The sequence below is a fragment of the Spirulina sp. CS-785/01 genome, from assembly GCF_028330525.1.
Classification (GTDB): domain Bacteria; phylum Cyanobacteriota; class Cyanobacteriia; order Cyanobacteriales; family Spirulinaceae; genus JAQMSD01.
Genome location: NZ_JAQMSD010000043.1, coordinates 1 through 22,797, shown reverse-complemented (window position 1 = coordinate 22,797; position 22,797 = coordinate 1). Strand labels below are relative to the sequence as shown.

The window sequence follows — 22,797 nt, the reverse complement described above, 5'->3', positions numbered from 1 at the left end:
GTGGTTCAACCGTCAACTATCCCCTATCCCCTATCAACTATCAACCAGCCGTTATGACCCCCCAGGATTGCCTTGCCGAACAACTCCTAGACTTCGCACTTCAGTCTGGGGCCGATAGTGCGGAGGTTTATCAATCTCAATCGGTGTCCCGTCCCGTTTTTTTTGAAGCAAACCGTCTCAAGCAGTTAGAAAGTACGGCTTCGGAGGGGACGGCGTTGCGGTTGTGGCATAATCATCAACCGGGGTTGGTGGTGGCCTATGGCCGCATTGATCCCCAGGAGTTGGTGGAGAAGGCCCTGGCGCTGTCGGAATTGAATCCTCCCGAAACCATTGAATTGGCGACTCCTCGCGTAATTCGGGATTTACAGTTTGGGGAAATGGCGGAGGTGGGGGAGTTGGTGAAGTTGGGCAGGGGTGCGATCGCGCAAATTCGAGAACAATATCCCCAAGTCCTCTGTAGTGCGGAGTTTCAGTCGGAACAGGAAACCACAACCCTGACGAATAGCCAAGGACTCCATTGCCAATATACAGACATGACACTCAGTTGTTACTTAGGAGTGGAATGGATACGAGGGGAAGACTTTTTAGGGGTCTATGAAGACCAAGAAGCGCGAAATAAGCTAAATTTAGACGGTTTGCTTCAAGATCTCCTCAATCGCCTCCAATGGGCCCAGAATAACACGCCAACCCCCACAGGACGCATTCCCATTCTCTTTACCCAGAAAGCAGCTACCCTGCTTTGGGAAACCGTGGCCGATGCTTTGAATGGAAAACGAGTATTAGAAAAGTCTTCTCCATGGTTTGATCGGACTCCAACCCACCAGAATCCGGTTCTCGACTCCTCCTTAACCCTCAGTCAACAACCCCAAATTGGGCCCTATAGTTGTCCCTTTGATGATGAAGGAACACCCACCCAACCCTTGACTTTAATTGAACAGGGGAAACTGAGTCGTTTTTATTGCGATCGCACCATTGCCCGGGCCCTGAACACCCAAAGCACCGGAAATGGCTTCCGACCCAGTTTAGGACGCTACCCCACCCCCGAACTCGTCAACCTCCTCATTGAACCAGGGGATCATTCCCTCTCCCAGTTGATCCAATCCCTCCCCCAAGGACTGATTGTGGATCAAATGCTAGGTGGAGGGGCTGATATTTCCGGGGACTTTTCTATCAATGTTGACCTAGGGTATCGCATCCAGAACGGAGAAATCGTTGGTCGGGTGAAAGATACCATGGTGACAGGCAATATTTACACCGCTCTCAAACAAGTTCTTGCCCTCGGAAAAGAATGCAGTTGGCAAGGATCGTGTTACACCCCCCCAATTATCGTCGAAGGACTCTCAATTGTGAGCTAGATTGTGAGCTAGATTACAAAAATTTACCTGAAAAATTAAATGAATCCGCAACTGTGGGAAAGACTCCAAAATCTTGACTAGGATTAAAAAGAGTCAAACCGTATTTATTTCAGATGGTGGTTTCGTTTTATGGATGGATTGCAAACCCAAATCAACACGATCAATATGAAGCTGGACTCCCTCCACCAATTGGTCGAACAGCTAATTGTACAAGTCAATGAAAGGTTTACCCCTCACACGGGTTCATCCCCCGCAGCACATACCTTGTCTGCCCCTTCCTTGTCTGCCCCTTCCTTGTCTGCCCCTTCCTCCTCTCCCCATGAGACTCAAGCAGTTGTGGCTGACTCCACTCCGCAAACTTCCTTGTCTGGGGAGAAAGAACAGTGGTTAGAGGAAACCAACGAACTGCTTGATGCAGAGCTTCTCCACTCGGATACCATGCCGTTAAACTATGCAGAATTTACTCAGCAAAACTTAACCCATAAAGACATCTTGAATGATGAGGAAAACTGGAAAAAACTGAGTGATTATCACTATCAACCCGATGAACAAGAATTTGCGCCCGATTTACAAGTTCGTCGCCTCACCGCCCAAGTGACCGCCGCTTATAATCGCATTGCTGCTTTAGAAGAACAACTCTTAGCCCGACGGGGAGGACAAGAAAACCCATCTCCTCAAAACCCGCCTACTCCTAAACTGGGGTCTCATCATCCTCCGACTCAGAAACATTATCTGAGTGCGAATGCTCCGACCGAGAAGCAACACAGATAATTTGCTCTAATAACTGGGGTAAATAGGTCGGGTTTGGGTGAGGAGTGATTTGATACACCGATACCGCTTGCACCAGTTTAGTTAATTGTTGGAATTCTTGTTGTCGCTGAGAACGGGTTAACAGATAATTGACCGATGTGTTGGCAATTAAACGGAGTAACGCCTGAGTTGGCGGTAAAGGCTGCACAGACGGTGCGTTAGTCGCTGTGCGAGGGTTGAACAAATAGACCTGAGAGAGGGGAAAGGGTTGGGATTGAAACTGATAACCCCCTTGGGTGAGGTCCAAGTATCGTTTATCCCAAGTGGGATGGGTGGGAACAATACGCGGCAATTGTTCCCGATGACCATAGAGTAACCCAACCGACTCGGGCCAAAGGCGCAAACGCGGATACGCTGGCATTGTTAGCCATTGTTTCCCCTGGGGAAAGAGGGGAACGCCATCATCACTTAATACCGGATAGCCGAGTTGGGCAAATGCGGCGGCTGTGGTGGATTTCCCGGCCCCGGCTGGCCCGACGAAGGCTAGGGCGGTGTGCTGGAGACAGACTGCACTGGCGTGGAGACAAGTGATCCCCCGTAACCGCAGGACAAACATTAAAACGGGTCCAAGGAGGTAAGTGGCCGTGTCTTCTAGGGTGAGAGAGGAGGGCCATTTGGCCCAAATTTGGGTGGGGGGATGTTGGATGAGGAATTCCGTGCGATCGCCGTATAAAAACCAATATTTCCCCTCTCCTAGCCCCCAAACTTGCAAATTGGGCTGTTGTTCCTCCGTTTGGGAGGAACTCACATACCAAGGTTGTGTGTTGGGAATATCGGTGAGAGGGGGAAATTCCCCCAAGGTAATCTCAACATCGGGGGAAGTCTCTCCGGTTGTGGCCAGACGGGGGACACCTGGCAGAGGATGGTTAGCAACAAGCGTCAACCCATAAACGCGATGGAGCGGCATGAAGCGGTTAGTTGGTTTTGTTGGGGACGACATCCATTCCAGCCCCGTCTCCTGCTTCTCCATCAACTGCGCTAGCTTGGGTGAGTTGCGCTATATTCCCATAAATTTTTAATTCCGGACGGTGATAAGGCTTTTTATTGAGGTTTGAGGCTGACATGGTGATAACTCCTATTTTAGGCGAAAGAATCCTCATCTATAATCTTTGATTTAGATGGGGTGCGTTCAACACTCCGCCAACTAAATTATAAATTTTAGATGGGGACTGCGCAACAAGTTTTGTTCAAATGGATGGCTTTCTGACGGGTTTCGTGTAACAAATTCGCTGTTACTTGACCAATTTTATTGTTCTTTGTTCTCCCCCATCTCCCCCATCCTCCCCATCTCCTCCATCTCCCCCATCTCCCCTATCCTCCCCATCTCCCCCATCTTCCCATTACCCATTACCAATGCCCAATATCCAATAGCCCAAACTCACAGGCCGTAGATTGCGCCAAGCTGTCCATACAGAGGGGTTGGGGGATTGGGTTAGGGTTTTTAATTGGGGAAGATCTACATAAGGACTAATTGCTGCTGCTGCGGGAATATTAGCCCACGGGTTGATCCCCTGTTGTAACTGGACTAAGAAAGGATGCCCTGCAAGGGGGGTTTTGGGCCGTTGGTACACTGTTGGGGGGAGGGTGGCCCGGTGGGGTTGGTTTTCTCGCCATTGGAGGGTTTTGCGGGCTAAATATTTATTTTCGCACCAGGGGAGGGGGGGAAGGGCTAAGAGGTAGTTAATTAAACGCACATCGAGGAAGGGGAAACGGATGTCTAGGGGGGTATGGGTGAAACTGGGGTCGGAGGTGGCAAATTGGGCTTGCCAGATGGGGTGTAGAATGGCTTGATAGGCCCGTTGTCGGTAGGGGTGAGGGGGGGGAGTTTGGTCTTGTTGGTGTTTTCGCCAGCGATCGCGCAATTCATACTTTCGCTCAAACTCCCCATTCAACCATTGAGGATACCCTGCATCTAAATCGGGTTTGCGGCCTCGTAGTTTTCCTAAAATGCCTGTTCCCCAATGGGGAGAGATGCCATACTGGAAGCGAGACCGGAGAATATCTGCTAAAAGAAGCGGAAAAGGGATTCCCCCCAACATTTCTGCGACGGTGGAGAGACGCAAGACTTCATCCCCTCCTTGGCCATACAAGACAATGCAACTATGTTGAGCAAGGGTTTCATTTTCTTGTTGGTTGAGGGAGGGGAATAAATTATTGTAGGGTTCGGGAATGGGTTGCCAACCCTCGTATAAGCGATGATCGTCAGCGATAATGTACTGGAGCGGTACATTTAAGCCTTGGGCCGCGATTCCTGCATAATATCGTTCTTGGTCGGGGATTAGGCGGTCATAGACGGTAGTGAAGCCTTTAAAATGGACTTCTGGGGCGACATCTAAAGCAGTTGCAGTAATACTGGTGGAGTCGAGGCCCCCACTAAACAAAATACTGACAGACGACGTATGGGGGGAGGTGATGCGGTCTTGGACGGCCTGATCGAGATAAAATTGGAACTGTTCAATATAAGTTTCGGGGTGTTTATAGCGGAGGGGAGAGGGGACGGGAAGTGACCAATATTGACGTTTTTGGACAGTTTCGGGAGTGACAGTGAGACAATGGCCACCTGGTAAACATTGGATATCTTGAAAGGTGGTGGTTGCGGGGTTGGGGTTGAAGTCGAGGAGCAGGAAATCCGCGATCGCCTCCTCATTCAACCGTGACGATACCCTAGAATGTCCCCGCAAACAAGCCAACGTATTACTAAATAAAAAACAATCCCCCAACTCCGCATAATAAAACAACTTCACCCCCAACGGGTCACGGCCACAAAACAAACCCCTTTTGCGACTATCCCACACCACAAAGGCAAAATCCCCCAATAAATACGCTAAACAATCTTCCCCCCACACCTGATAGGAATAGGCAATTAAGGCCACATCACTCACCCGAGGAGTAATAACACATCCCTTGTCTAATAATTGATCCTGTAACCGTTGACGATCATCAATTCTGCCATCAGCGATAATATAAACCTGTCCATCGAGGGTAAACGGTTGTTGCGGGTGAGACTCTCCCAGATAGCCTAAACTATACCCCAATCCCACCGCCTCTTTTAACCAAACCTGTCCCTCTCCTTCCCCCCGACAGCGTAACCTAGCGGCCATTTGCTGTAAGTCTAGTTGGTTAACCGGAGTTTGATCACGCTGAAAAATCCCACAAAACCCACTCATCACAAAAACTCAGCTAAAAAGTCCCAAGAAGTCTTACTCCATTCTTCCACATCTTCCCAACAAGGTTCAGGGACCAACACCCCCAAAGCGGCCACCACATCATCATTTATAGCTTCAATATCTTCTTGATCAAACAGTTTCGACAAGGCCAACAAATCCCGTTTTTTCAAGGGCATCAACTGTGCGCCGTGATACTCTGTATGGGAGAGGTGAAAGTCGGGATTGAGGGATTTAAAATTCCCGGCCAGTCGTTCTGCTTCAATTTTGGCACTAAACTGCACCAAGTCTTCGGGATAGTCCGATTGAGAAGACGGGGGAGAAGAAACACTCATAGGGGCAAATGCACCATGTTTAGGCGATTAATCGCTACTGGGTTGGGGGAGTCACCCAAACCTATTCTCTCACTCAGTTATCCCCGGTGAGTGAATTGGGTGAACCGATATGAGACCACCATAACCCGTTTTGTCTCCCCTGTTCGGTATTATATGTGTCTCTGGGAATCGTGGATAGTTGAGAGTTAAGAGTTGATAATGATTAATGTTCTAACTTTGCCGCTAATTCTGCTTTAATGCGATTGAGGATCGAGGCTTCATCGAGAGAATCGAGAATTTGTCTTACAACGGCCTTTGGGCCATCGGGGCCCCAAGTGGCCCCTTGAATGAGGTATGTTTTAGTAATGTGGGCGATCGCATAAGTCGAAACCCCCGCAACCCCCGCTTGTGTCAAGGCCACCGACACATAAGGGGCCAAAGTGGCCCCCCCAGTCACCGGGGCCGTAAGTCCCAATAATCCTTTAATCCCACTTAATCCTAACGTCGCTAACAACTCACTGGCACTAATTCCCCCCATACTGAGGGCAATTTTCTGTAACAAACTCAACGCCCCTTGATGGGTCATGGGGATACCATAGAGTCGAGACAGAGTAAGAATTAAGGCCACATCAACTGTTGCACCTGTAAACAGATCAAGCACCGTAACGGGATTAAGGGCCACTGCAACTGCTTTCGTCATCACCCCTCGCATAATAATCCCTTGTGCCGTTTCATTGCGAATGGCCAATTTGCGGTCAATCACTTGTTCATTCACCTCATCCGCATACAACATGGTATTCAAGGCCAACAGTGACTTCCCCTCCCGATGGAGAATTTCTAAAATACGCACCTTTAACTCCTCCATCTGGGGTTTATCCCGTCGTCTCTCCACCTTCGTACTTCCATCAGGCCGACGGACTCGTTGTGTCACCAGTGGAGAAGCAGCAACCTTAACTATTTCTGCCGGAGAGAGCAATTCTTTCACCCGTTCATCCCGAATTTTCGCATAAATCGCCTCACAATCGGCTTCAGGATACTGGTCAATTTTATTAAACACCAAGAGCATCGGTTTCCCCACCTCTCGCAGTTGGGACAATGCCTCATACTCAACCTTGGTGATATCTCCCGCAATGACAAATAAAATTAAATCCGACTGTTTCGCCACCTGTCGCGCTAAAACTTCCCTCGTCTCCCCATCCACTTCATCAATACCCGGAGTATCCACTAATTGTATTTCTACCTTGCCTTTCCCCGGAATAGCGATGCGTTGTAATCCTTCAATGTCGTCTTCCGGTTTCACCTCCCAATTGGCACTGCCAATATTGCGAGTTACCCCATGCAGCGGCCCCACCGTAAAGGCATCTTCGCCTAAAAGTGCATTGAGAACCGAAGATTTCCCCCGGCCTACCATACCAAAAGCTGCAATTTGTAAAACGGTGCGATCGAGGCGATCCAACATTTGCGACAGTCGCTCAATTTCCCATTCTAACCCCGCTTGCTCTTGGGGGGTTAAGTCAAGGCGCGTTAATAGGTGACGGAGCGACTGTTGGGCCTGCTGATAATTAATTTCCGCTTGGATATCTTCAAACTGTAACAGCGTTGCGTCTAAGTCTTCAGGAGTCCAAGGGAGGGGTTCAGGTTGTGTCGCGTCCGTAGGGGAAGGTCTCGCCATAGGGGGATTAGAGATGACATCTCTTTTTATTTTAGTGGGTGGGGTCGTATTTTACAGGCAAGGGGACAGGAGACTCAATTCAGAATGGCTTTTGATAACCTGAGTTTTTACAATAGAGGGTAAATACTCCCCTAACAGCAAGATGACGCAACCTACGCTTAACACTCGCCTAATTGATTCTCTCACTCAAATCATTCTTTCTCTCTCAGAAACCGAACAAGAAATCTTAGCCCACCAACTCCAGAACTCTCTAAACTCCGCAGAGGGTATAACGGAGACTGATCCAACACTGAAAGCGGATATTGAGGTAGGACTTCAACAACTAAAAACAGGTCAATATAATGACTATACTCCAGACTCACTTCCTAATTTAATTGAAGCCATTAAAATGCGCGGTCGGCAACGCCTCAAAGAGGAATCGTAATAGTGAATCATTTTCTAATTTCCCAAAAAGCCGAAAGTGATCTAGAAGATATTTGGGTTTATTTAGCCAAACAGAATGAAATCGTAGCCGATCAGCAAATTGCTAAAATTTTTGATAAATTTCCTATGCTCGCGCAGTTTCCCAATATGGGAAGGCAGCGTGATGATCTGGCTATTGGTGTGCGAAGTTTTCCCATTAAACCTTATATCATCTTTTATAAATATTCGTCTAATCAACTAGAAATTATACGAGTTTTACATCAATCTAGAGATATGAAGAATCAATTTTAACTCGCAAATAATTCTCACAGTGCGATTCTTTATTTTAGTGGGTGGGATAGTATTTTACAGGCGACGGGAAAAACATCAGAAAAACTCACAATTGCGCGAGAGAATCACGTAGCATTGAGAGAGAAGATGCCTCTATCTCGACAATCCAGTTTTCATAGGATATACTTGTACTGATTTATAGGGAGAGAAACTGAATTATGTCTTCCCAATTCGTTGGCCAAACCCCCTCTGATCACCCAACCATCGAGGAAGAAACCCCTCCACTCCCTCCTACTGACTTACCTTATGATGACGGAGAACCCTTGGAAAGTAATCGCGATCGCATTGCTATGAATGTTTTGATTGACTCCCTTCACCAAGCATATCAGGGGCGAGATGATTATTTTGCGGGGGGGGAATATGTTTATTTATTACAGTACGCGACAAGTGAGAAATCAAGATTTTCGAGGCCCTGATTTCTTTGTGGTGTTAAATGTAGATGGGACGAGAGAACGTCGCAGTTGGATTGTTTGGGAGGAGGAAGGACGCTATCCTGATGTGATTGTGGAACTCATGTCCCCTTCTACCGCAGGAGAGGATACAGGACGCAAAAAACGAATTTACGAGGAAACCTTTAGAACTCGGAATTATTTTGTCTATAATCCGTTTAATGGAGAATCGCTGCAAGGGTGGTATTTGGGAATTGAGGGACGTTATGAAGAATTAACTCCCAATGAACGGGGATGGTTGTGGTGCGAGAGTTTGGGGTTATGGTTGGGAACGTGGGAAGGGACTTTGACGAAGGAAACAGCGGTCTGGTTGCGGTTGTACGATCGCAATGGTAATTTAGTCTTACTCCCCGAAGAAGTGGCTCGACAAGAACAAGAACGAGCCAATCAGGCTGAATCAGAGCGCGATCGCGAGCGTCAAAGAGCAGAACAAGAACGACAGGAAAAAGAAGCAGAACGTCAGAGAAATCAGCAGTTACGGAATCGCTTGTTAGAATTGGGTGTTGATCCTGAGACTCTCTCCTAAGTCTAATTAACACCATGACTCCCCCCACCTACAACCGCACCCAAACCGACCCTCCTCTCCCTCCAGAGGAGTCTTTACCCACCATGTACGACTTACCCAGTGAAAACCCGGAAGACCCTGGTTTGGATGATTTTCATGCTTGGCAACCGCAACTGTTGCAAGAGACATTTAACTCCCCAAACTATCGCACCGACCAGGTTTATAGTGCTATGGACTTAAACCTGTATTACGACGTGAACCACCCCCTTTGGTACAAGAAACCCGACTGGTTTGGAGTGGTGGGAGTCCCTCGACTGTATCGAGGGGAAGACCTGCGACTGAGTTATGTGATGTGGCAAGAAGGGGTTGCTCCCTTTGTGGTTGTAGAGTTACTCTCACCGGGGACAGAGGATGAAGACTTAGGGACTCGGCCTCGTCAAGAAGGAAGACCTCCGACGAAGTGGGAGGTGTATGAACAGATTTTACGTATCCCTTATTATGTGCTGTTTAGTCGTTATACCAATGAGTTACAAGTTTTTCATTTATTGGGGGGACATTATGAACGGGTGAACTTGACCCATAATCGCATTGTAATGCCAGAAATCGGGTTAAGTTTAGGCGTATGGGAGGGAGAGTACAAAGGATTACATCGTCCCTAGTTGCGTTGGATGACCTTGGAAGGGGAGTTAATTTTAATTTCAGCAGAGGAAGTGGAATTACAGCGTCAAGAAGCGCGAACCCAGCGTCACCGGGCTGATTTAGCCAAAGAACGGGCGCGACAATTGGAAGAACGACTCAGAGCCTTGGGGATTGATCCTGATGCTCTATCCTAGAGGGGGTTGAGTCTAGGTGGAAATCATCCCATTCCTGTTAACTGGCGAGTAAATCTCTGGAATCATCTGAAGATTTCGCCTTGAGTAACCAATAGGCAGTCATTGGCCCGCGTCCTTTAATATGAATTGTCCCCCGTTCTTGGAACTCATAACGGTCTTTTAACTGCTGGTACGTTGCTTCAGTGACTTGAATGCGGCCCGGTTCACCGTGAGACTCCATGCGGGAGGCAATATTGACGGTATCTCCCCATAAATCATAAATAAATTTGCGAGTCCCAATGACTCCGGCAACCACCACTCCGGTATTAATGCCAATGCGAATTTGAAAGGTTTCTCCGGCCTTGCCTTGGAAGGTTTCCACGGCCTCAATCATCGCTAGGGCCATTTTGGCGATCGCATCGGCATGATCTTCACGGGGAAGGGGTAAACCTCCTGCAACCATATACGCATCCCCGATAGTTTTAATCTTTTCTAACCCCAATTGGTCGGTTAAGTAATCGAATGTGGAAAAAATATCATTGAGTAAACCTACCACTTCAACAGCCGGAAGCCGCATGGAAAGCGGGGTGAAGCCGACAAGATCAGCAAAGAGGATGGTCACTTCATCAAAATTTTCCGCGATCGCACCTTGTTCTTGTTTCAGTCGATTGGCAATGGTTTCCGGCAAAATATTTAACAGCAACTCCTCAACTTTTGCCTGTTCTTGGGTTAATTTAGCGGCATCTTCTTCTAGTTGAGTGAGCATTTGATTAATGGTACGTCCTAAACCACTTAACTCATCATCCCCTTTCACCCACACTCGCAAGGCTAAATCATTACTCTCTCCCACTTGGCGAACCTCTTTACTCAACCGTTCTAAACGGAATAAGACTAATTTTTCTAATAAAATGACCGTTAACCCGCCAAAAAAGACCCCAATGCCTAATAACGACCACAGCAAATAATTTAATGCCCGTTGTCCCTGTTTATAAATATCCCTATCTAGGGTAACTTTAACCAACAAAGCCGCTTGTCCCGCAAAATCCTCTAGGAGACTATACCCCACAATTTCATCCTCATGAATAGGTCGAATTAAAATCGGGGACTCTTGTTGTTTTAACGTCGTAATGGCCTCTTGCAAAGGAGACGATAATTGCGGATCATCCACCCGATACATTTCTACATCTAATTGTGTCTGTCTTCCCAGTTCTTCTACTTGTCTGTCATTCAAATAGCGTCCTAAAACAACAGCACCGCGAATTGGCCCTTGATCTTCACTGGTAAGAATAGGTTGAGAAGCAAACATTAACACCTGATCATCTAAAACTAATAATCCCTGGGTTTCACTGTCTAACTCGTCATGTTTCACCATGGGATGTTCTTCAGTGAAATGCTGTTTAAAATCCGCAGGGAGAGGTTGTCTTTTTTCTTGCTTTAAATCAAATGCTTCCCCATAAATAGTATCACCTTGGGGGGTTGCAAAAACAAACACATTAATATCTAACCCAGTAAATGTCGAATCTCTAACATTTTCTGTCACATATTCATCATCTTCTCCCACAATGAATTCATAAGTATCATCCCAAGAAGCCCAATCATCAGTAATCATGCTTAACTGTTGCAATTCTTCTTGAAACGCATTCTTAATTCGTTTCACATTGCGTTCTGTAGTTTGATTTTCCAAATTCTGGAAACTTTGGAGAAGAATCGCAGATAAACTGGCGTAGAGAACAACAATTAAACTAATTAGACTGAAACTAATCAGCAGCAGGGTTTTAGTGCGGAGTTTCATGGGTAAATGATCGGCAAATACTAAGGGTGATCGGTTATGGCCAGTAATTGTCGGCAGTTTGGAGAATCAGTATTTTTCTTCCTGACAAGAAAAGTTTTCATCATCAATACAACAAATTCCGCAAGATTTTCCCTGAGACTCCTGTCTATTTTAGTTTAGTCGAGGAGCGATTTTACTAAAACCCGCAACAACGGTTCAAGATCATCCGGAACACGAAACAAATTTAACCCCTGTTCAATTAATTTCTGTTCCGGATACAAGCGGCCAAACTGCCAAATATTCCCCGTTGTCACCGCACCATATAACACCGATTGCTGGTATTCTGTCCATTGAGCAAGGGCAATCAGTTCAACGGCCAGTTGAGTAAACCCATTGGTCAAATCTTCCCGTTTTGCTTCTATCACCAGTAAAGACTGTTGGGTAGTCAGAAGATAATCTAACACTCCCTGAAGTTGTTCAGATACCTTCAACGGATACTCAATGCGGAGTTGTGCTTGGGTATAATGCACCAATTCCGTCACCACTCGCGCAATTAAAATCTCTCGTCTCGCGGTTTCCGTGGTTAAATTCACAAAGGGGAGAATTTCCTCCAAACGATCTTGTAACTCTTGCAAGCGGTCTAATTCCCCCGTATATTGCGGTAAGTCCAACCGTTTCCGAGAGAAGGAATAGCCCAAATCGGCTACAATATCATCAACTTCTGCCTTTAGCTCGAAAATTTGACTAAATGTATAAGCGCGATTTGGGTTGAGAACACGCATAGCTGCCTCTCTGCGTCCTCTGTGTCTCTGTGGTGAATTTTTAGCTACTTTTATAATACCTGTTCCACCTCACCCTGTTCTTTCAACAAAGCAGCCATTTTCCGACGAATAAGAATCCCTGGTTTATCGGTCATCATGTGTTCCTCTTTGCTAAGATTCAGAGGCACATCATAATCTGTCGTCTCTAAAATTACTTTATCCTCTAACGTCACCTGCCGATCAAAAGCAATCACATCGGTTATGGGAGTCTCTGCTTCGGTATCGTTGCGGAGACAAAATTGGACAATCTGCGAGGTAGAATCATCAATGGGGGTGGGAGTATTGACGATAATATGAACCAGTCCATTAGGATAATTAATCCGCAATTTACAAGTTAACGGCATAAACCAGTCCATATCAAGGGTGCGAGTTGTTTCCCGGTTGGCCATTCTTAGGTTTTTTTGCTGCATTTCTGGGTTTACCACTCCTAATGTCGCTTGGACATGAAGGCCATAATCGGTATCTTGGATATCGAGACTATCTGGGATGGGGTGGTCTTCACTGCCAAAGGTGCTAGTATGCACAAAGGTGGGATGCGCTAGATCAAGTTCATTCTCCATTACCCGCAACCCCGCACAGTTCCACGGTTCATAAAATTCTTGAATAAGACGAAAATTTGGATCATCCGCTTCTGCAATGTGGGGAATGTCCTTTAACGGGTTATTATCTAAACAGACCCAAGCATAGCCATAACGTGGGGTACAGAGATAGGTTGGGATTTTATAGGTTTTGGGAATTGTGGTGTCGTCATTGAGTTGGGGGACTTTCACACAAGTTCCACTGCTGTTAAACTGCCAACCATGATAGGGACAGGTAATTTGGCCATGATTCACTGATCCTAATGATAACGCGGCGGAGCGATGACAGCAGCGATCGCGGGCCGCACAAGGTTTCCCGTCTGCATCTAACCACAGCACAATTTTTTCTCCCAAGAGTTGAAACCCTTGCGGCCGGTCTGAGAGGTAAGATAGAGGCATGACGGGATACCAGAAACGCTTTAAGACAGGTTGGCGAGTAACAAGCATGGTAATTTGAGGAAAAGGACAGTGAAGATCGGGGCGAATTGTGCCATAACAGGGATAGTTATTGGAGATAGTGCTATTCTGCCCGATCAGTAGGGTTGACGCTGTTATGAATTTATCGGTTTTAGAACAATGTTATCGTGTGTTGGCGTTACCGACAGATGCTTCCCTAGAGGAGATTGAGTCAGCATATTTAAAACAAGTCCAAACTCAGCTAAGTCAGGGGGAGAAAGGGGAATTACACCGCTTACAAAAAGCCTATGAAACCCTAAAAGCACATTATCAGCAAAAAGCGTCTGAGGGGACAGAAACGGAGGGTGCGGAGTCTTACTACCTAAAGCAGCTTCAACAGCGTTTAGAGACGCAAGGAAAGCGGGTACAGGTGGATATTCAAGGAGACTGTCTGCGGGTAATGTTTGATGTACGAGCATCGGGAAACCGCCATCAGTTAATGGCTTTAACTTATCACGTTTTACAACAAATTCCCCCTCCTCATCTCGACTGCATCAAGGTGTATGGGATGAAAAGTAAGCGGAAGTTTGCTTGGAGGGAGGAGTTTAATCTATCTGCGAGTCAGTTAACCTCGGAAGATTTAAATTTATTTTCCTTTAAGAGTCGTTTAAATAATATTCTGGCCTTTCCCCTCGCTCTCATTTTAGCGGTGATCATCAACAATGTGGGGGTTTTATATATGCTTTTTCTCGGCTTCCATATCTGGATACACGAATTTGGTCATTCTACCATGGCTTGGTTATCCGGTCATCGTTCTCTCCCGTTACCCATTGGCGTTGCGTTTTCGAGTCATGAACCCTCATTATTTGTCTATTTCGGCCTTTTAATTCTATTTGTTTTATTATTTTATGCCGGGTCTCGGAACAATCAACGCTTTCCCATGATTTTAGCGGTAAGTTTTGCGATTCTGCAATTTATTTTAACTTGGCTCATTCCCGACCATAAAACGCAAATGTTAATCACCTTTGGGGGAGTGGCAGGGGAGTTTTATCTAAGTACCTTTTTAATGGCCAGTTTTTATTTTTCGTTACCCGATAAATGGCGATGGGATGCAGCGCGGTATCTGGTTTTAGTGATTGCTGCTAGTTCTTTTTGGCACAGTTTTTGGTTTTGGACTCATATTAAAGCAGGACAGGAATCTATTCCCTTTGGGAGTCTTTTAGGAGGACGAGGAGATTCTGGGGGAGATATGAATAAATTAATTTTTGATTATCATTGGAATCCGAGTGATTTAGTTAATACTTATACTGGGTTAGGGAATCTTTGTTTATTAATTTTAGTGGGACTTTATGGCTATTTTTTAATCCGTCAAAATAAGGCGTTTTTCTTCGGGTTAAAGCAAAGGGTTATTTATCAACTATATCGCATTAAGCGATAAAGGATGTCACCGTCGTCTTAATCACTACGCTTTATTACTCAATTGATAATTGGGAGGAGATGCAGACACCATTAAATTGCTCCTTGCTGTTGCAGCAAACCCATGACAATGGGGTGAACATCATACCAGAGTTGACCATTGCGATATTCCAGCACATATAATCCATGGAGTAAGTCTAGAAAGCGTTGATCTTTGGGGTCATCGGGGCGGAAATTATGGTAAGTTTTGGCTAAAATATCATAGTCTGCTGTACCAATACGGGTATCAAAGTCTAGACTTAATTTAGTAATAGCTTGCTCGACAATTTCTGAGTTAATTTTAATTGAATTATCATCAGGATTGCGTCGAATTAACCGTAAACAAATGCGACAACATTCATTCGTTAAGCGGATTAATTCTCGTAAAATTCCCCCACTAGAAATAATTAATTGATCAATTGCGTCGGGGTCAATTAATTCTGCACTAATGCGTTTATTCACCACTTCGGCCAGTGTTGCTCTTGGTTCAGGATTAGGAACTGGATTCGCTTGGCGAGATTCCCCCCGATTAAACAGTTTTGAGACAGGCATAATCACCACTTGGTTATTGGTCTCTGTGGTAATGGTAGCCGCTAACCGTACCTCTCGCAATGCGGCAATGGGAATGGTAAAAATTATCCGAAAATTGGGTTGGAGAGTAGCGCGATCGCAGCAAAACAGCGATTAGATACAATTTGAGTTAGGCTAGACCCTAGCCTAACTCATTTCTCTGATCTGAGAAGTCAAAATGGTACAAACCCCCGCAAAACCCGAAACCGAAACGCTATCGCTGAATTTACCCAAACATATTAAACTCTATGTCACCCAAGACCAGTTTGCTGCGCTTGCAGCGAGCAATCGAGAGTTACGACTAGAAAGAACTGCACAAGGAGAATTAATTGTGAATCCCCCCACAGGTTGGCAAACGGGAGAACGCAATAGCAGTATTTCTGGAGAGTTGTATCTATGGTGGCGAAATGCAGGTGAACCTGGCAAAATCTTTGACTCCTCGACTGCCTTCATTTTACCCAATGATGCCACTCGTTCTCCCGATGCTTGTTGGATTAGCCAAAACCGTTGGGATGCACTAACCCCAGAGCAAAAGGGAACATTTGCCAAGATTTGTCCTGACTTTGTGGTGGAATTGCGTTCTGCTTCCGATACCCTCCAATCGCTACAAGAGAAAATGAGAGAGTATCAGGAGAATGGGACTAAATTAGGTTGGTTGATTAATCCGCAAAAAAGAACAGTGGAAATTTATCGAATTGGGTTAGCGGTAGAGGTGTTAGAAAATCCCAATGAGTTATGGGGTGAAGCGGTTTTACCGGGGTTTGTGTTGAATTTGCGTCGAGTGTGGGGTTGAGAGGAGTTCTGAATCATCATTCCCGACATTAGCGAATCAAAGCAACTGAGGACAAAAGGTGCGGAGCAGTGAGTGGGGAGAAGCGCAAATTTTACTCATTTTGTGTAGGTAAAAGAGGAGTAATATAGTTTAAAAGGTCTGGGATATCATTTTGAATGACTTGCCAAACCAAATCAATTTTGATGGTATCATAATCGTGGACTAAGCGATCGCGCATTCCCGCAATTTGCCGCCACTGAATTTGTACATGGGTTTCTCGAAAATCGCTAGATAATCTTTTCACCACTTCACCAATAATTGTAATTTCGTATAAGATAGCCAGTTGAGTTCGTTCATCTCCATAAAAATCGCTTTCAGTCATATCACTGGTTAGCCTAAGAATAGTTTGGCACAGTCTGGCAATATCAAGCAGATAAGACTTGTCCTGATTCATAAATTGTTTTAGCGGTATTTAAAATATTTTGACGGCGAATCCAGTTATGACTATCAAGAATAGAACGTTTTTCTATAATATCAACTTTTCGACCCGTTAAATCTTCGAGTTGATATTGAATTCTCACTAAGTCCATTAAACTTAATTGAATTTCTGGATTAAAAACAACTAAAAAATCAAGATCACTATTAGGGTTAAAATCCTCTCGCAACACTGACCCAAACAGAGCTAATTCTTGGATATTATTCTCTACACAGAAATCCAGTATTTCTTGGGGAGATAAATTTAATCTTTCTTGAATTTGTTGATTCATAAAGCGAAGGAGACGTTTGTCCTTTGGAGAATATCTATAGCATTTTCAAATGAGGAGTAAACTCCCATGGGGGTTTACTCTAATACTAAAAACCCCCTATATACCTGATTCCCTGTTCCCTGTTCCCTGTTCCCTGTTCCCAATGCCTTACAAGTCAGTTTACAACTCTGATGAAAACGCTATATAAAAAAAGTAGGACAGAGTAAAACCCCATCCTACTTAAATTTAACCCAAAACCCCTCTAAAGTTCCGGCGCTTTTAACGCTACGGGTTCACCTTGGGGTGCTGATTCTTTGGCAACCGTCGGCACAAACTCCCGGACATAGGCCGTTAATTGTGTCGTGGTTGTATCATAAATTTGGGTGGCTAGTTTGGGATATAACCCAATGCCAATGATGGGAATTAACAGCGACGCAATGATGAAGACTTCTCTCGGTTCAGCATCAATTAACGCCTCATGTTCGACCAATTCTTTATTCTCTGTGCCATAGAAGATTTCGCGCAACATGGACAACAGATAAATGGGGGTGAGAATAACCCCAACGGCAGCCAGTAACACCACTAACACTTTAAATGTTGTGTTATAGGCATCGCTGGTGGCAATTCCCACAAAAACCATTAACTCGGCCACAAACCCACTCATTCCAGGTAACGCTAAAGACGCGAGGGAACAAGTGGTCCACATGGCGAAGATTTTTTTCATTTTCTGCCCTACGCCACCCATTTCATCGAGCATTAAGGTATGGGTGCGGTCGTAGGTGGCCCCCACCATAAAGAATAAACTAGCCCCGATTAAGCCGTGGGAAATCATCTGTAAAACGGCCCCACTCATGCCTAATGAGGTAAAGGAGGCAATGCCAATGAGGACAAACCCCATGTGGGAGATGGAAGAATAGGCGATTTTCCGCTTTAGGTTACGCTGGGCAAAGGAGGTTAGGGCTGCATAAATGATGTTGACTACCCCCAAAATAATTAACACGGGGGCAAACTTCACATGGGCTTCCGGTAACATCCCTACATTCATGCGAATTAGCGCGTAGCCGCCCATTTTCAGCAGGATACCCGCCAGTAACATATGGGCGGGGGCTGTGGCTTCTCCGTGGGCATCGGGTAGCCAAGTGTGGAGGGGGAAGATGGGGAGTTTTACCCCGTAGGCGATGAGAAAACCACCGTAGAGGAGGAGTTGCAGTTTGAGGGGGAAATCTTTTGCTGCGATCGCGCTCATATCAAACGTAGCCGTATCCCCATAAAAAGCCATCGTCAAGGCCGCAACCAGAATAAATAACGACCCCCCTGCGGTATAAAGAATAAACTTCGTTGCCGCATAGAGACGCTTTTTCCCCCCCCAAATGGAGAGAATGAGATAAACCGGGACTAACTCCAATTCCCAAACGAGGAAAAAGAGTAACATATCCTGTACGGCAAACACAGCAATCTGTCCGCCGTACATGGCCAACATGAGAAAATAAAACAGCTTCGGCTTCAGCGTCACAGGCCAAGCCGCCATAATGGCCAAAGTGGTAATAAACCCGGTTAAAATCACCAAGGGCATGGATAACCCGTCAACCCCGACAGACCATTTCAAATCAATATCGGGAATCCATGTATATTGTTCAACCAGTTGTAACTCCCCACTAGAGAGGTCATACCCGGTATAAAAGGCATAGATAATTAATGCAAAGTCCAGTAAGCCCACAATCAGGGCATACCACCGGACTGTTTTACCGTCCTTATCGGGAATGATTGGAATTAAAAGACTCGCTGCAATGGGAAACAGAATAATTGCAGTAAGCCAAGGAAAATTTGCCATGTCCATTAGCTGATCTTTGATAACCAAATTCGTCTTTTTTAGGGAACAGGGAACAGTAATCAGTAATCAGTAAACAGTAATCAGTCACCCATTACCAATTACCCATTACCCATCACCCAACTTATTACGTCACACTAGAAACCACCACAAAGCCTAACACCGCCGCAAAGACAATTAGAGCATAGAATTGAACACGACCACTTTCAAGGTATTTCAAGCCTTGTCCTGTGATCACAGTGACTAACCCGGTTAAATTAACCGCCCCATCGACTACTTTATAGTCAATTTCGAGCATTTCCCGGGCTAGACGACGACTATTCATCACAAAGACCTTGTGATAGAGTTCGTCAAAATACCACTTGTTGAGGGAGAAGTTGTAGAGGGGGCGGAATTGTTGGGCGATTTTGCTGGGATTAATTTTCCCTTGTCGGTACATCAAAGACGCAACAGTAATACCAATCAACGCAATTCCGACACTGGCCCCGGCCATAATTAAAAATTCCGTCCAGTCAAACTCGCCCGCTTCTGCCACGACTTCTGCCGCTTCCGTGGGGGCATGAATGAACTCCTCAAACATATTTTCCCAAGGTTTACCAATCCAACCAATCATAAAGGACGGAATGGCTAATAAGACCAAGGGTAAGGTCATGGTTAAGGGAGACTCGTGGGGTTCACTGCTATGGTGATGCCCGTGATCATCGTGTTCTAATTCTTCTGGGTCCATTGCCCCCGGCCCAAAGGCGGGTTCTAAGTTTTCCTCATTTTGAGGAGATACTGCATTTTTCAACTGGGCAATGATGGACTCATCGGTTCCGCGAAATTGCCCCTCAAAGGTCATGAAGTACATCCGGAACATATAAAAGGCGGTAATTCCGGCAGTGGCCCAACCGACAACCCATAAGGCGGGATTGACTTCAAAGGCTAATCCTAAAATTTCATCCTTGGACCAGAATCCCGCAAAGGGCGGAATGCCGCAAATGGCCAATGTCCCCACTAAAAAGGTAATCGCTGTAATGGGCATATATTTCCGTAAACCGCCCATTAAGCGCATATCTTGCGCCAAATCAGGATCATGACCGACAACGCCTTCCATTCCGTGAATGACTGAACCGGAACAGAGGAACAACATGGCTTTAAAGTAAGCGTGGGTCATCAGGTGGAACAGTCCAGCCGCATAAGCCCCTGTTCCCATAGCCATCACCATATAGCCCAATTGGGAGATTGTAGAGTAGGCTAATCCTTTCTTAATGTCGTTTTGGGTAATGGCGATACTGGCCCCTAAAAAGGCGGTGAATGCGCCTGTCCAAGCAATGACGGACATGGCCGAGGGGATGGGTTCAAATACCGGATACATCCGCGCAATGAGGAAGACTCCCGCAGCCACCATGGTGGCTGCGTGAATGAGGGCGGAAATTGGGGTGGGGCCTTCCATGGCATCGGGAAGCCACACATGGAGGGGAAATTGGGCGGATTTGGCCACGGGACCTAAAAAGACCAAAATGGCGAATAATGCTGCTAAACCGCCCGCTAATGCCCCGGAGGAGACCATTTCTTGCAGGCGATCGCCCATAATATCAAATTCAAAACTCCCGGTGGCCCAGTAGAGTCCTAACATCCCTAAGAGGAGGCCAAAGTCTCCCACTCGGTTGACCACAAAGGCTTTTTGACAAGCATCAGCCGCTAAGGGGCGATCGTACCAAAAGCCGATCAGCAGGTAGGAACACATCCCCACCAGTTCCCAGAAAATGTACACCTGGACTAAGTTCGGGCTGATCACTAATCCCAGCATGGAGGCACTAAATAAGCTCAAATAGGCATAAAAGCGCACATAACCGGGATCGTGTTCCATGTAGCCATCGGTGTAGATCATCACCAAAAAGGCGATCGTTGTCACGATCGCTAGCATCAGGGAGGTCAGGGGATCAATAATGAATCCCATAGACAGGTGAAAACTCCCGGCGGCTGCCCATTCAAAGCTCTGGGTAAAGGCTTCGTGGCCGTGGATTTGACTCCACAACAGGGCAAAGGAGAATCCCATCGCCACCCCTAAGAAGGTGATGATGAGGACTGCGTTCAGTTTCCGCAGTTGATTAGTCAATTTGTTTAGCGAGATTAACCCCAACCCTACCAAGGTCGCAGCGACCAAGGGAAGCACTGGAATTAACCAAGCGTACTTATAGAGGAATAGTTCCATCACCAATGACTCAGTTTAATTTTCTTCAAGATTTAGTGAATACTGTTAATAATTGTGACATACCGGGTTAATTAACAGAGTGTTTATACTCATTTAATGTTTCTATAGGGGGGTTCACAAACAACCAATTCCCCATTCCCCATTCCCCATTCCCCAAGAAAAAACCCCCTAGCTGAGGAGGTTTGAGGCTAATATTCCGTTTGGGTTCAAGAGTTATGCAGTTTTGGCTAAAGTCTTGAAACTGAGACTCTCTAGGGTTTTACGCAAGTCCTCCCGTCCGGAAAATCCTTCGATTCGATAGAGCAATTCTCCTTCTGCAAAAATCAACAAGGTGGGTAGCATCTTGAGTCGATAGCTGTTGACTAATTTGAGGTTTTCATCAGCGTTGACATTCACTAATTGGATGGGTTCGCTACAGTCTTGTTGAAATTTGAGTAAAGTTGGCTCGATCGCTAGACATAATTTGCACCAGGGGGCCCAAAAGTGGACGAGGACAGGGGAAGATGCGTTTAAAACGGATTCTGTAAAAGTCGGTTCGTTTGTCGTCAGCAACATAACGCCAGTGTTTTAAGTAAACGAGATTTATTATTCAGACTTGGCATTATGCTACATCCGATTGGGATCAAGTGGTATAGGGATATATGGCTATTTGTCTGAAGAATTTTGCAGGGGACGGGGGATCATGTCTAGAAAACTTCGCTGGTGCAACGTGCAGCATTCATCTGGGCCATGGAAAGGACAATTTGATCGATCGCATTAATTAACCGTTGTCCCGACTGGCCGGGTTGGTTGACTAAGATACTAAACACCAGTTGTCCATATTGGGGATGTTCCATATAACCGGAGAGGGCCCGGACTCCTCGTAATGTTCCGGTTTTGGCGCGGACTCGTCCTTCTGCGGGGGTGGCCCGGAAACGGTTGCGTAAGGTCCCACTCCGGCCCGCAACGGGGAGGGAAGCGTAAAAAATATTACTCCCGTAGGCATATTTCATGACTTTTAAGGTTTCGACGAGGGAAAGGGGTGTGGCGACATTTTGTCGGGATAACCCGGACCCGTCCACTTGGCGAAAGCTACTGGGGGAAATGCCGAGGCGACTCAAGGCGTTTTGGGTGGCGTTATAGCCGCCTATGCCGCGAAATAAGCGGTCTGCGTAGCTATTATGACTCCGGGTATTAATGACCCCAACCCACGCGCCTAGGTTGGAGGAGGCGACGGGAGATTGGGGATCATACATTTGTAGGGCGGCGGCGGTGGTGAATAGTTTATTATTGGAGGCGGGAATTAAGGGTAAGTTGGTGTTGTAGGTGTAGAGTACCCGATTTTGTTCGACGGATTCGATATGTACTCCCCAACGGGCCCCGGAAAAGGTGGGTTGTTTAATAATACGGCTGATGGTTGCGGGGAGGTTACTGGGACAAGTGGCGGCAATTTGTTGGGGGTCAATTTGTGAGCTTTCTGCTTCTGCGGAGAAGGAGTCTAGGTGAGACGTTGAGGGACTCGATGTGGCTTGTGCGAGGTGGGCTGTTCCCCCTAAACTTAGGGTGGCTACGGTGAGTAGTGAAAGGCTTTGAGTGAAAATTTTGCTGTTTTTCATGAGCGAGTGGTGTGTCATGGCAAGTCGCAGTGATTTTAGCATTTCTTTATGGTTTTAAGCGGCGGTTCTGTTGTGGGATATCTGGTGTCCTGTTGGGTCAAGGGTTTGACTGTTGATTAGAATTTTTTATGGTTGCTGAATGCCGCGATCGCGTTTTAAGATCAAGACTTCTGGATTCAATAAAAGTTTCTTGTTGGGCAGAGGGCAGAGGGCAGAGGGCAGAGGGCAGAGGGC

The 22,797-nt window shown here is 46.1% G+C and carries 21 protein-coding genes and 2 pseudogenes; 8 read left to right on the top strand and 15 right to left on the bottom strand.

Annotated elements, in window-relative coordinates:
* The first annotated feature begins 53 nt into the window (after positions 1–53).
* On the top strand, positions 54–1,355 hold the full coding sequence (locus PN462_RS02175) for a TldD/PmbA family protein (RefSeq protein WP_272126252.1): 1,302 nt from the start codon (positions 54–56) through the stop codon (positions 1,353–1,355).
* 165 nt (positions 1,356–1,520) lie between these two features.
* On the top strand, positions 1,521–2,126 hold the full coding sequence (locus PN462_RS02170) for a hypothetical protein (RefSeq protein ID WP_272126251.1): 606 nt from the start codon (positions 1,521–1,523) through the stop codon (positions 2,124–2,126).
* Here the strand turns inward: PN462_RS02170 and PN462_RS02165 are convergent.
* The 5 genes from PN462_RS02165 to PN462_RS02145 all read right to left on the bottom strand — a co-directional run bounded on the left by PN462_RS02165 (position 2,047) and on the right by PN462_RS02145 (position 7,315).
* Positions 2,047–3,072 (bottom strand): hypothetical protein, encoded by a 1,026-nt coding sequence (locus tag PN462_RS02165; RefSeq protein ID WP_272126250.1) that lies wholly within the window; start codon positions 3,070–3,072, stop codon positions 2,047–2,049. The two genes, PN462_RS02170 and PN462_RS02165, sit on opposite strands and share 80 nt — an antisense overlap.
* Positions 3,073–3,079: 7 nt before the next feature.
* A complete protein-coding gene (locus PN462_RS02160; RefSeq protein WP_272126249.1) occupies positions 3,080–3,229 on the bottom strand; it encodes a hypothetical protein in 150 nt (49 codons plus the stop codon).
* A gap of 276 nt (positions 3,230–3,505) precedes the next feature.
* Positions 3,506–5,332 (bottom strand): asparagine synthetase B family protein, encoded by a 1,827-nt coding sequence (locus PN462_RS02155; protein WP_272126248.1) that lies wholly within the window; start codon positions 5,330–5,332, stop codon positions 3,506–3,508.
* Positions 5,332–5,664: a hypothetical protein gene (locus PN462_RS02150; protein ID WP_272126247.1), complete on the bottom strand. Its 333-nt coding sequence runs from the start codon at positions 5,662–5,664 to the stop codon at positions 5,332–5,334. Before PN462_RS02150 ends, PN462_RS02155 begins: the two co-directional genes overlap by 1 nt.
* A gap of 202 nt (positions 5,665–5,866) precedes the next feature.
* Entirely contained in the window at positions 5,867–7,315 is a 1,449-nt protein-coding gene (locus PN462_RS02145) for a GTP-binding protein (RefSeq protein ID WP_272126245.1), read from the bottom strand.
* Positions 7,316–7,457: 142 nt separating this feature from the next.
* Here PN462_RS02145 and PN462_RS02140 point away from each other — a divergent pair, with 142 nt between their 5' ends.
* From PN462_RS02140 to PN462_RS02120, 4 genes and pseudogenes are all read left to right on the top strand, one after another.
* Positions 7,458–7,739 carry a hypothetical protein gene (locus tag PN462_RS02140; RefSeq protein WP_272126244.1) on the top strand — a complete coding sequence of 94 codons (282 nt, stop codon included), beginning with the start codon at positions 7,458–7,460 and terminating at the stop codon, positions 7,737–7,739.
* Positions 7,740–7,741: 2 nt separating this feature from the next.
* Positions 7,742–8,029 (top strand): type II toxin-antitoxin system RelE/ParE family toxin, encoded by a 288-nt coding sequence (locus tag PN462_RS02135; protein ID WP_272126242.1) that lies wholly within the window; start codon positions 7,742–7,744, stop codon positions 8,027–8,029.
* A gap of 197 nt (positions 8,030–8,226) precedes the next feature.
* Positions 8,227–9,043: pseudogene (locus PN462_RS02125) on the top strand (Uma2 family endonuclease).
* 14 nt (positions 9,044–9,057) lie between these two features.
* Positions 9,058–9,855, top strand: a pseudogene (locus tag PN462_RS02120) (Uma2 family endonuclease).
* Positions 9,856–9,892: 37 nt separating this feature from the next.
* On the opposite strand, the gene PN462_RS02110 reads toward PN462_RS02120, so the two are convergent.
* The 3 genes from PN462_RS02110 to PN462_RS02100 form a co-directional block, all read right to left on the bottom strand.
* Complete coding sequence (locus PN462_RS02110) at positions 9,893–11,626, bottom strand: adenylate/guanylate cyclase domain-containing protein (protein WP_272126236.1); 1,734 nt, start codon at positions 11,624–11,626, stop codon at positions 9,893–9,895.
* Between the two features lie 155 nt (positions 11,627–11,781).
* Positions 11,782–12,387, bottom strand: coding sequence for a hypothetical protein (locus PN462_RS02105; protein ID WP_272126235.1), 606 nt, complete (start codon positions 12,385–12,387; stop codon positions 11,782–11,784).
* Between the two features lie 50 nt (positions 12,388–12,437).
* Positions 12,438–13,451 (bottom strand): aromatic ring-hydroxylating dioxygenase subunit alpha, encoded by a 1,014-nt coding sequence (locus PN462_RS02100; protein ID WP_272126234.1) that lies wholly within the window; start codon positions 13,449–13,451, stop codon positions 12,438–12,440.
* A gap of 106 nt (positions 13,452–13,557) precedes the next feature.
* Here PN462_RS02100 and PN462_RS02095 point away from each other — a divergent pair, with 106 nt between their 5' ends.
* On the top strand, positions 13,558–14,838 hold the full coding sequence (locus tag PN462_RS02095; RefSeq protein WP_272126233.1) for a hypothetical protein: 1,281 nt from the start codon (positions 13,558–13,560) through the stop codon (positions 14,836–14,838).
* Positions 14,839–14,909: 71 nt separating this feature from the next.
* Here PN462_RS02095 and PN462_RS02090 read toward each other — a convergent pair whose 3' ends face one another.
* A complete protein-coding gene (locus PN462_RS02090) occupies positions 14,910–15,407 on the bottom strand; it encodes a hypothetical protein (protein ID WP_272126231.1) in 498 nt (165 codons plus the stop codon).
* A gap of 196 nt (positions 15,408–15,603) precedes the next feature.
* Between PN462_RS02090 and PN462_RS02085 the strand changes: the two genes are divergently transcribed.
* A complete protein-coding gene (locus tag PN462_RS02085) occupies positions 15,604–16,218 on the top strand; it encodes a Uma2 family endonuclease (protein ID WP_272126229.1) in 615 nt (204 codons plus the stop codon).
* A gap of 91 nt (positions 16,219–16,309) precedes the next feature.
* On the opposite strand, the gene PN462_RS02080 is transcribed toward PN462_RS02085, so the two are convergent.
* From PN462_RS02080 to PN462_RS02055, 6 genes are all read right to left on the bottom strand, one after another.
* The gene (locus PN462_RS02080; RefSeq protein WP_272126228.1) at positions 16,310–16,651 is read right to left on the bottom strand and encodes a HepT-like ribonuclease domain-containing protein; all 342 of its coding nucleotides are present in this window, start codon (positions 16,649–16,651) and stop codon (positions 16,310–16,312) included.
* Positions 16,623–16,964, bottom strand: coding sequence for a nucleotidyltransferase family protein (locus tag PN462_RS02075; RefSeq protein ID WP_272126226.1), 342 nt, complete (start codon positions 16,962–16,964; stop codon positions 16,623–16,625). Before PN462_RS02075 ends, PN462_RS02080 begins: the two co-directional genes overlap by 29 nt.
* Before the next feature lie 241 nt (positions 16,965–17,205).
* Complete coding sequence (locus PN462_RS02070) at positions 17,206–18,774, bottom strand: NAD(P)H-quinone oxidoreductase subunit 4 (RefSeq protein ID WP_272126225.1); 1,569 nt, start codon at positions 18,772–18,774, stop codon at positions 17,206–17,208.
* Positions 18,775–18,898: 124 nt separating this feature from the next.
* Positions 18,899–20,968, bottom strand: coding sequence for an NAD(P)H-quinone oxidoreductase subunit 5 (locus PN462_RS02065; protein ID WP_272126224.1), 2,070 nt, complete (start codon positions 20,966–20,968; stop codon positions 18,899–18,901).
* A 213-nt stretch (positions 20,969–21,181) separates the two neighbouring features.
* Positions 21,182–21,523, bottom strand: a complete 342-nt coding sequence (locus tag PN462_RS02060) for a thioredoxin family protein (protein WP_272126223.1) — start codon at positions 21,521–21,523, stop codon at positions 21,182–21,184.
* A 131-nt stretch (positions 21,524–21,654) separates the two neighbouring features.
* Positions 21,655–22,563 (bottom strand): D-alanyl-D-alanine carboxypeptidase, encoded by a 909-nt coding sequence (locus tag PN462_RS02055; protein WP_272126222.1) that lies wholly within the window; start codon positions 22,561–22,563, stop codon positions 21,655–21,657.
* Positions 22,564–22,797 lie beyond the last annotated feature (234 nt).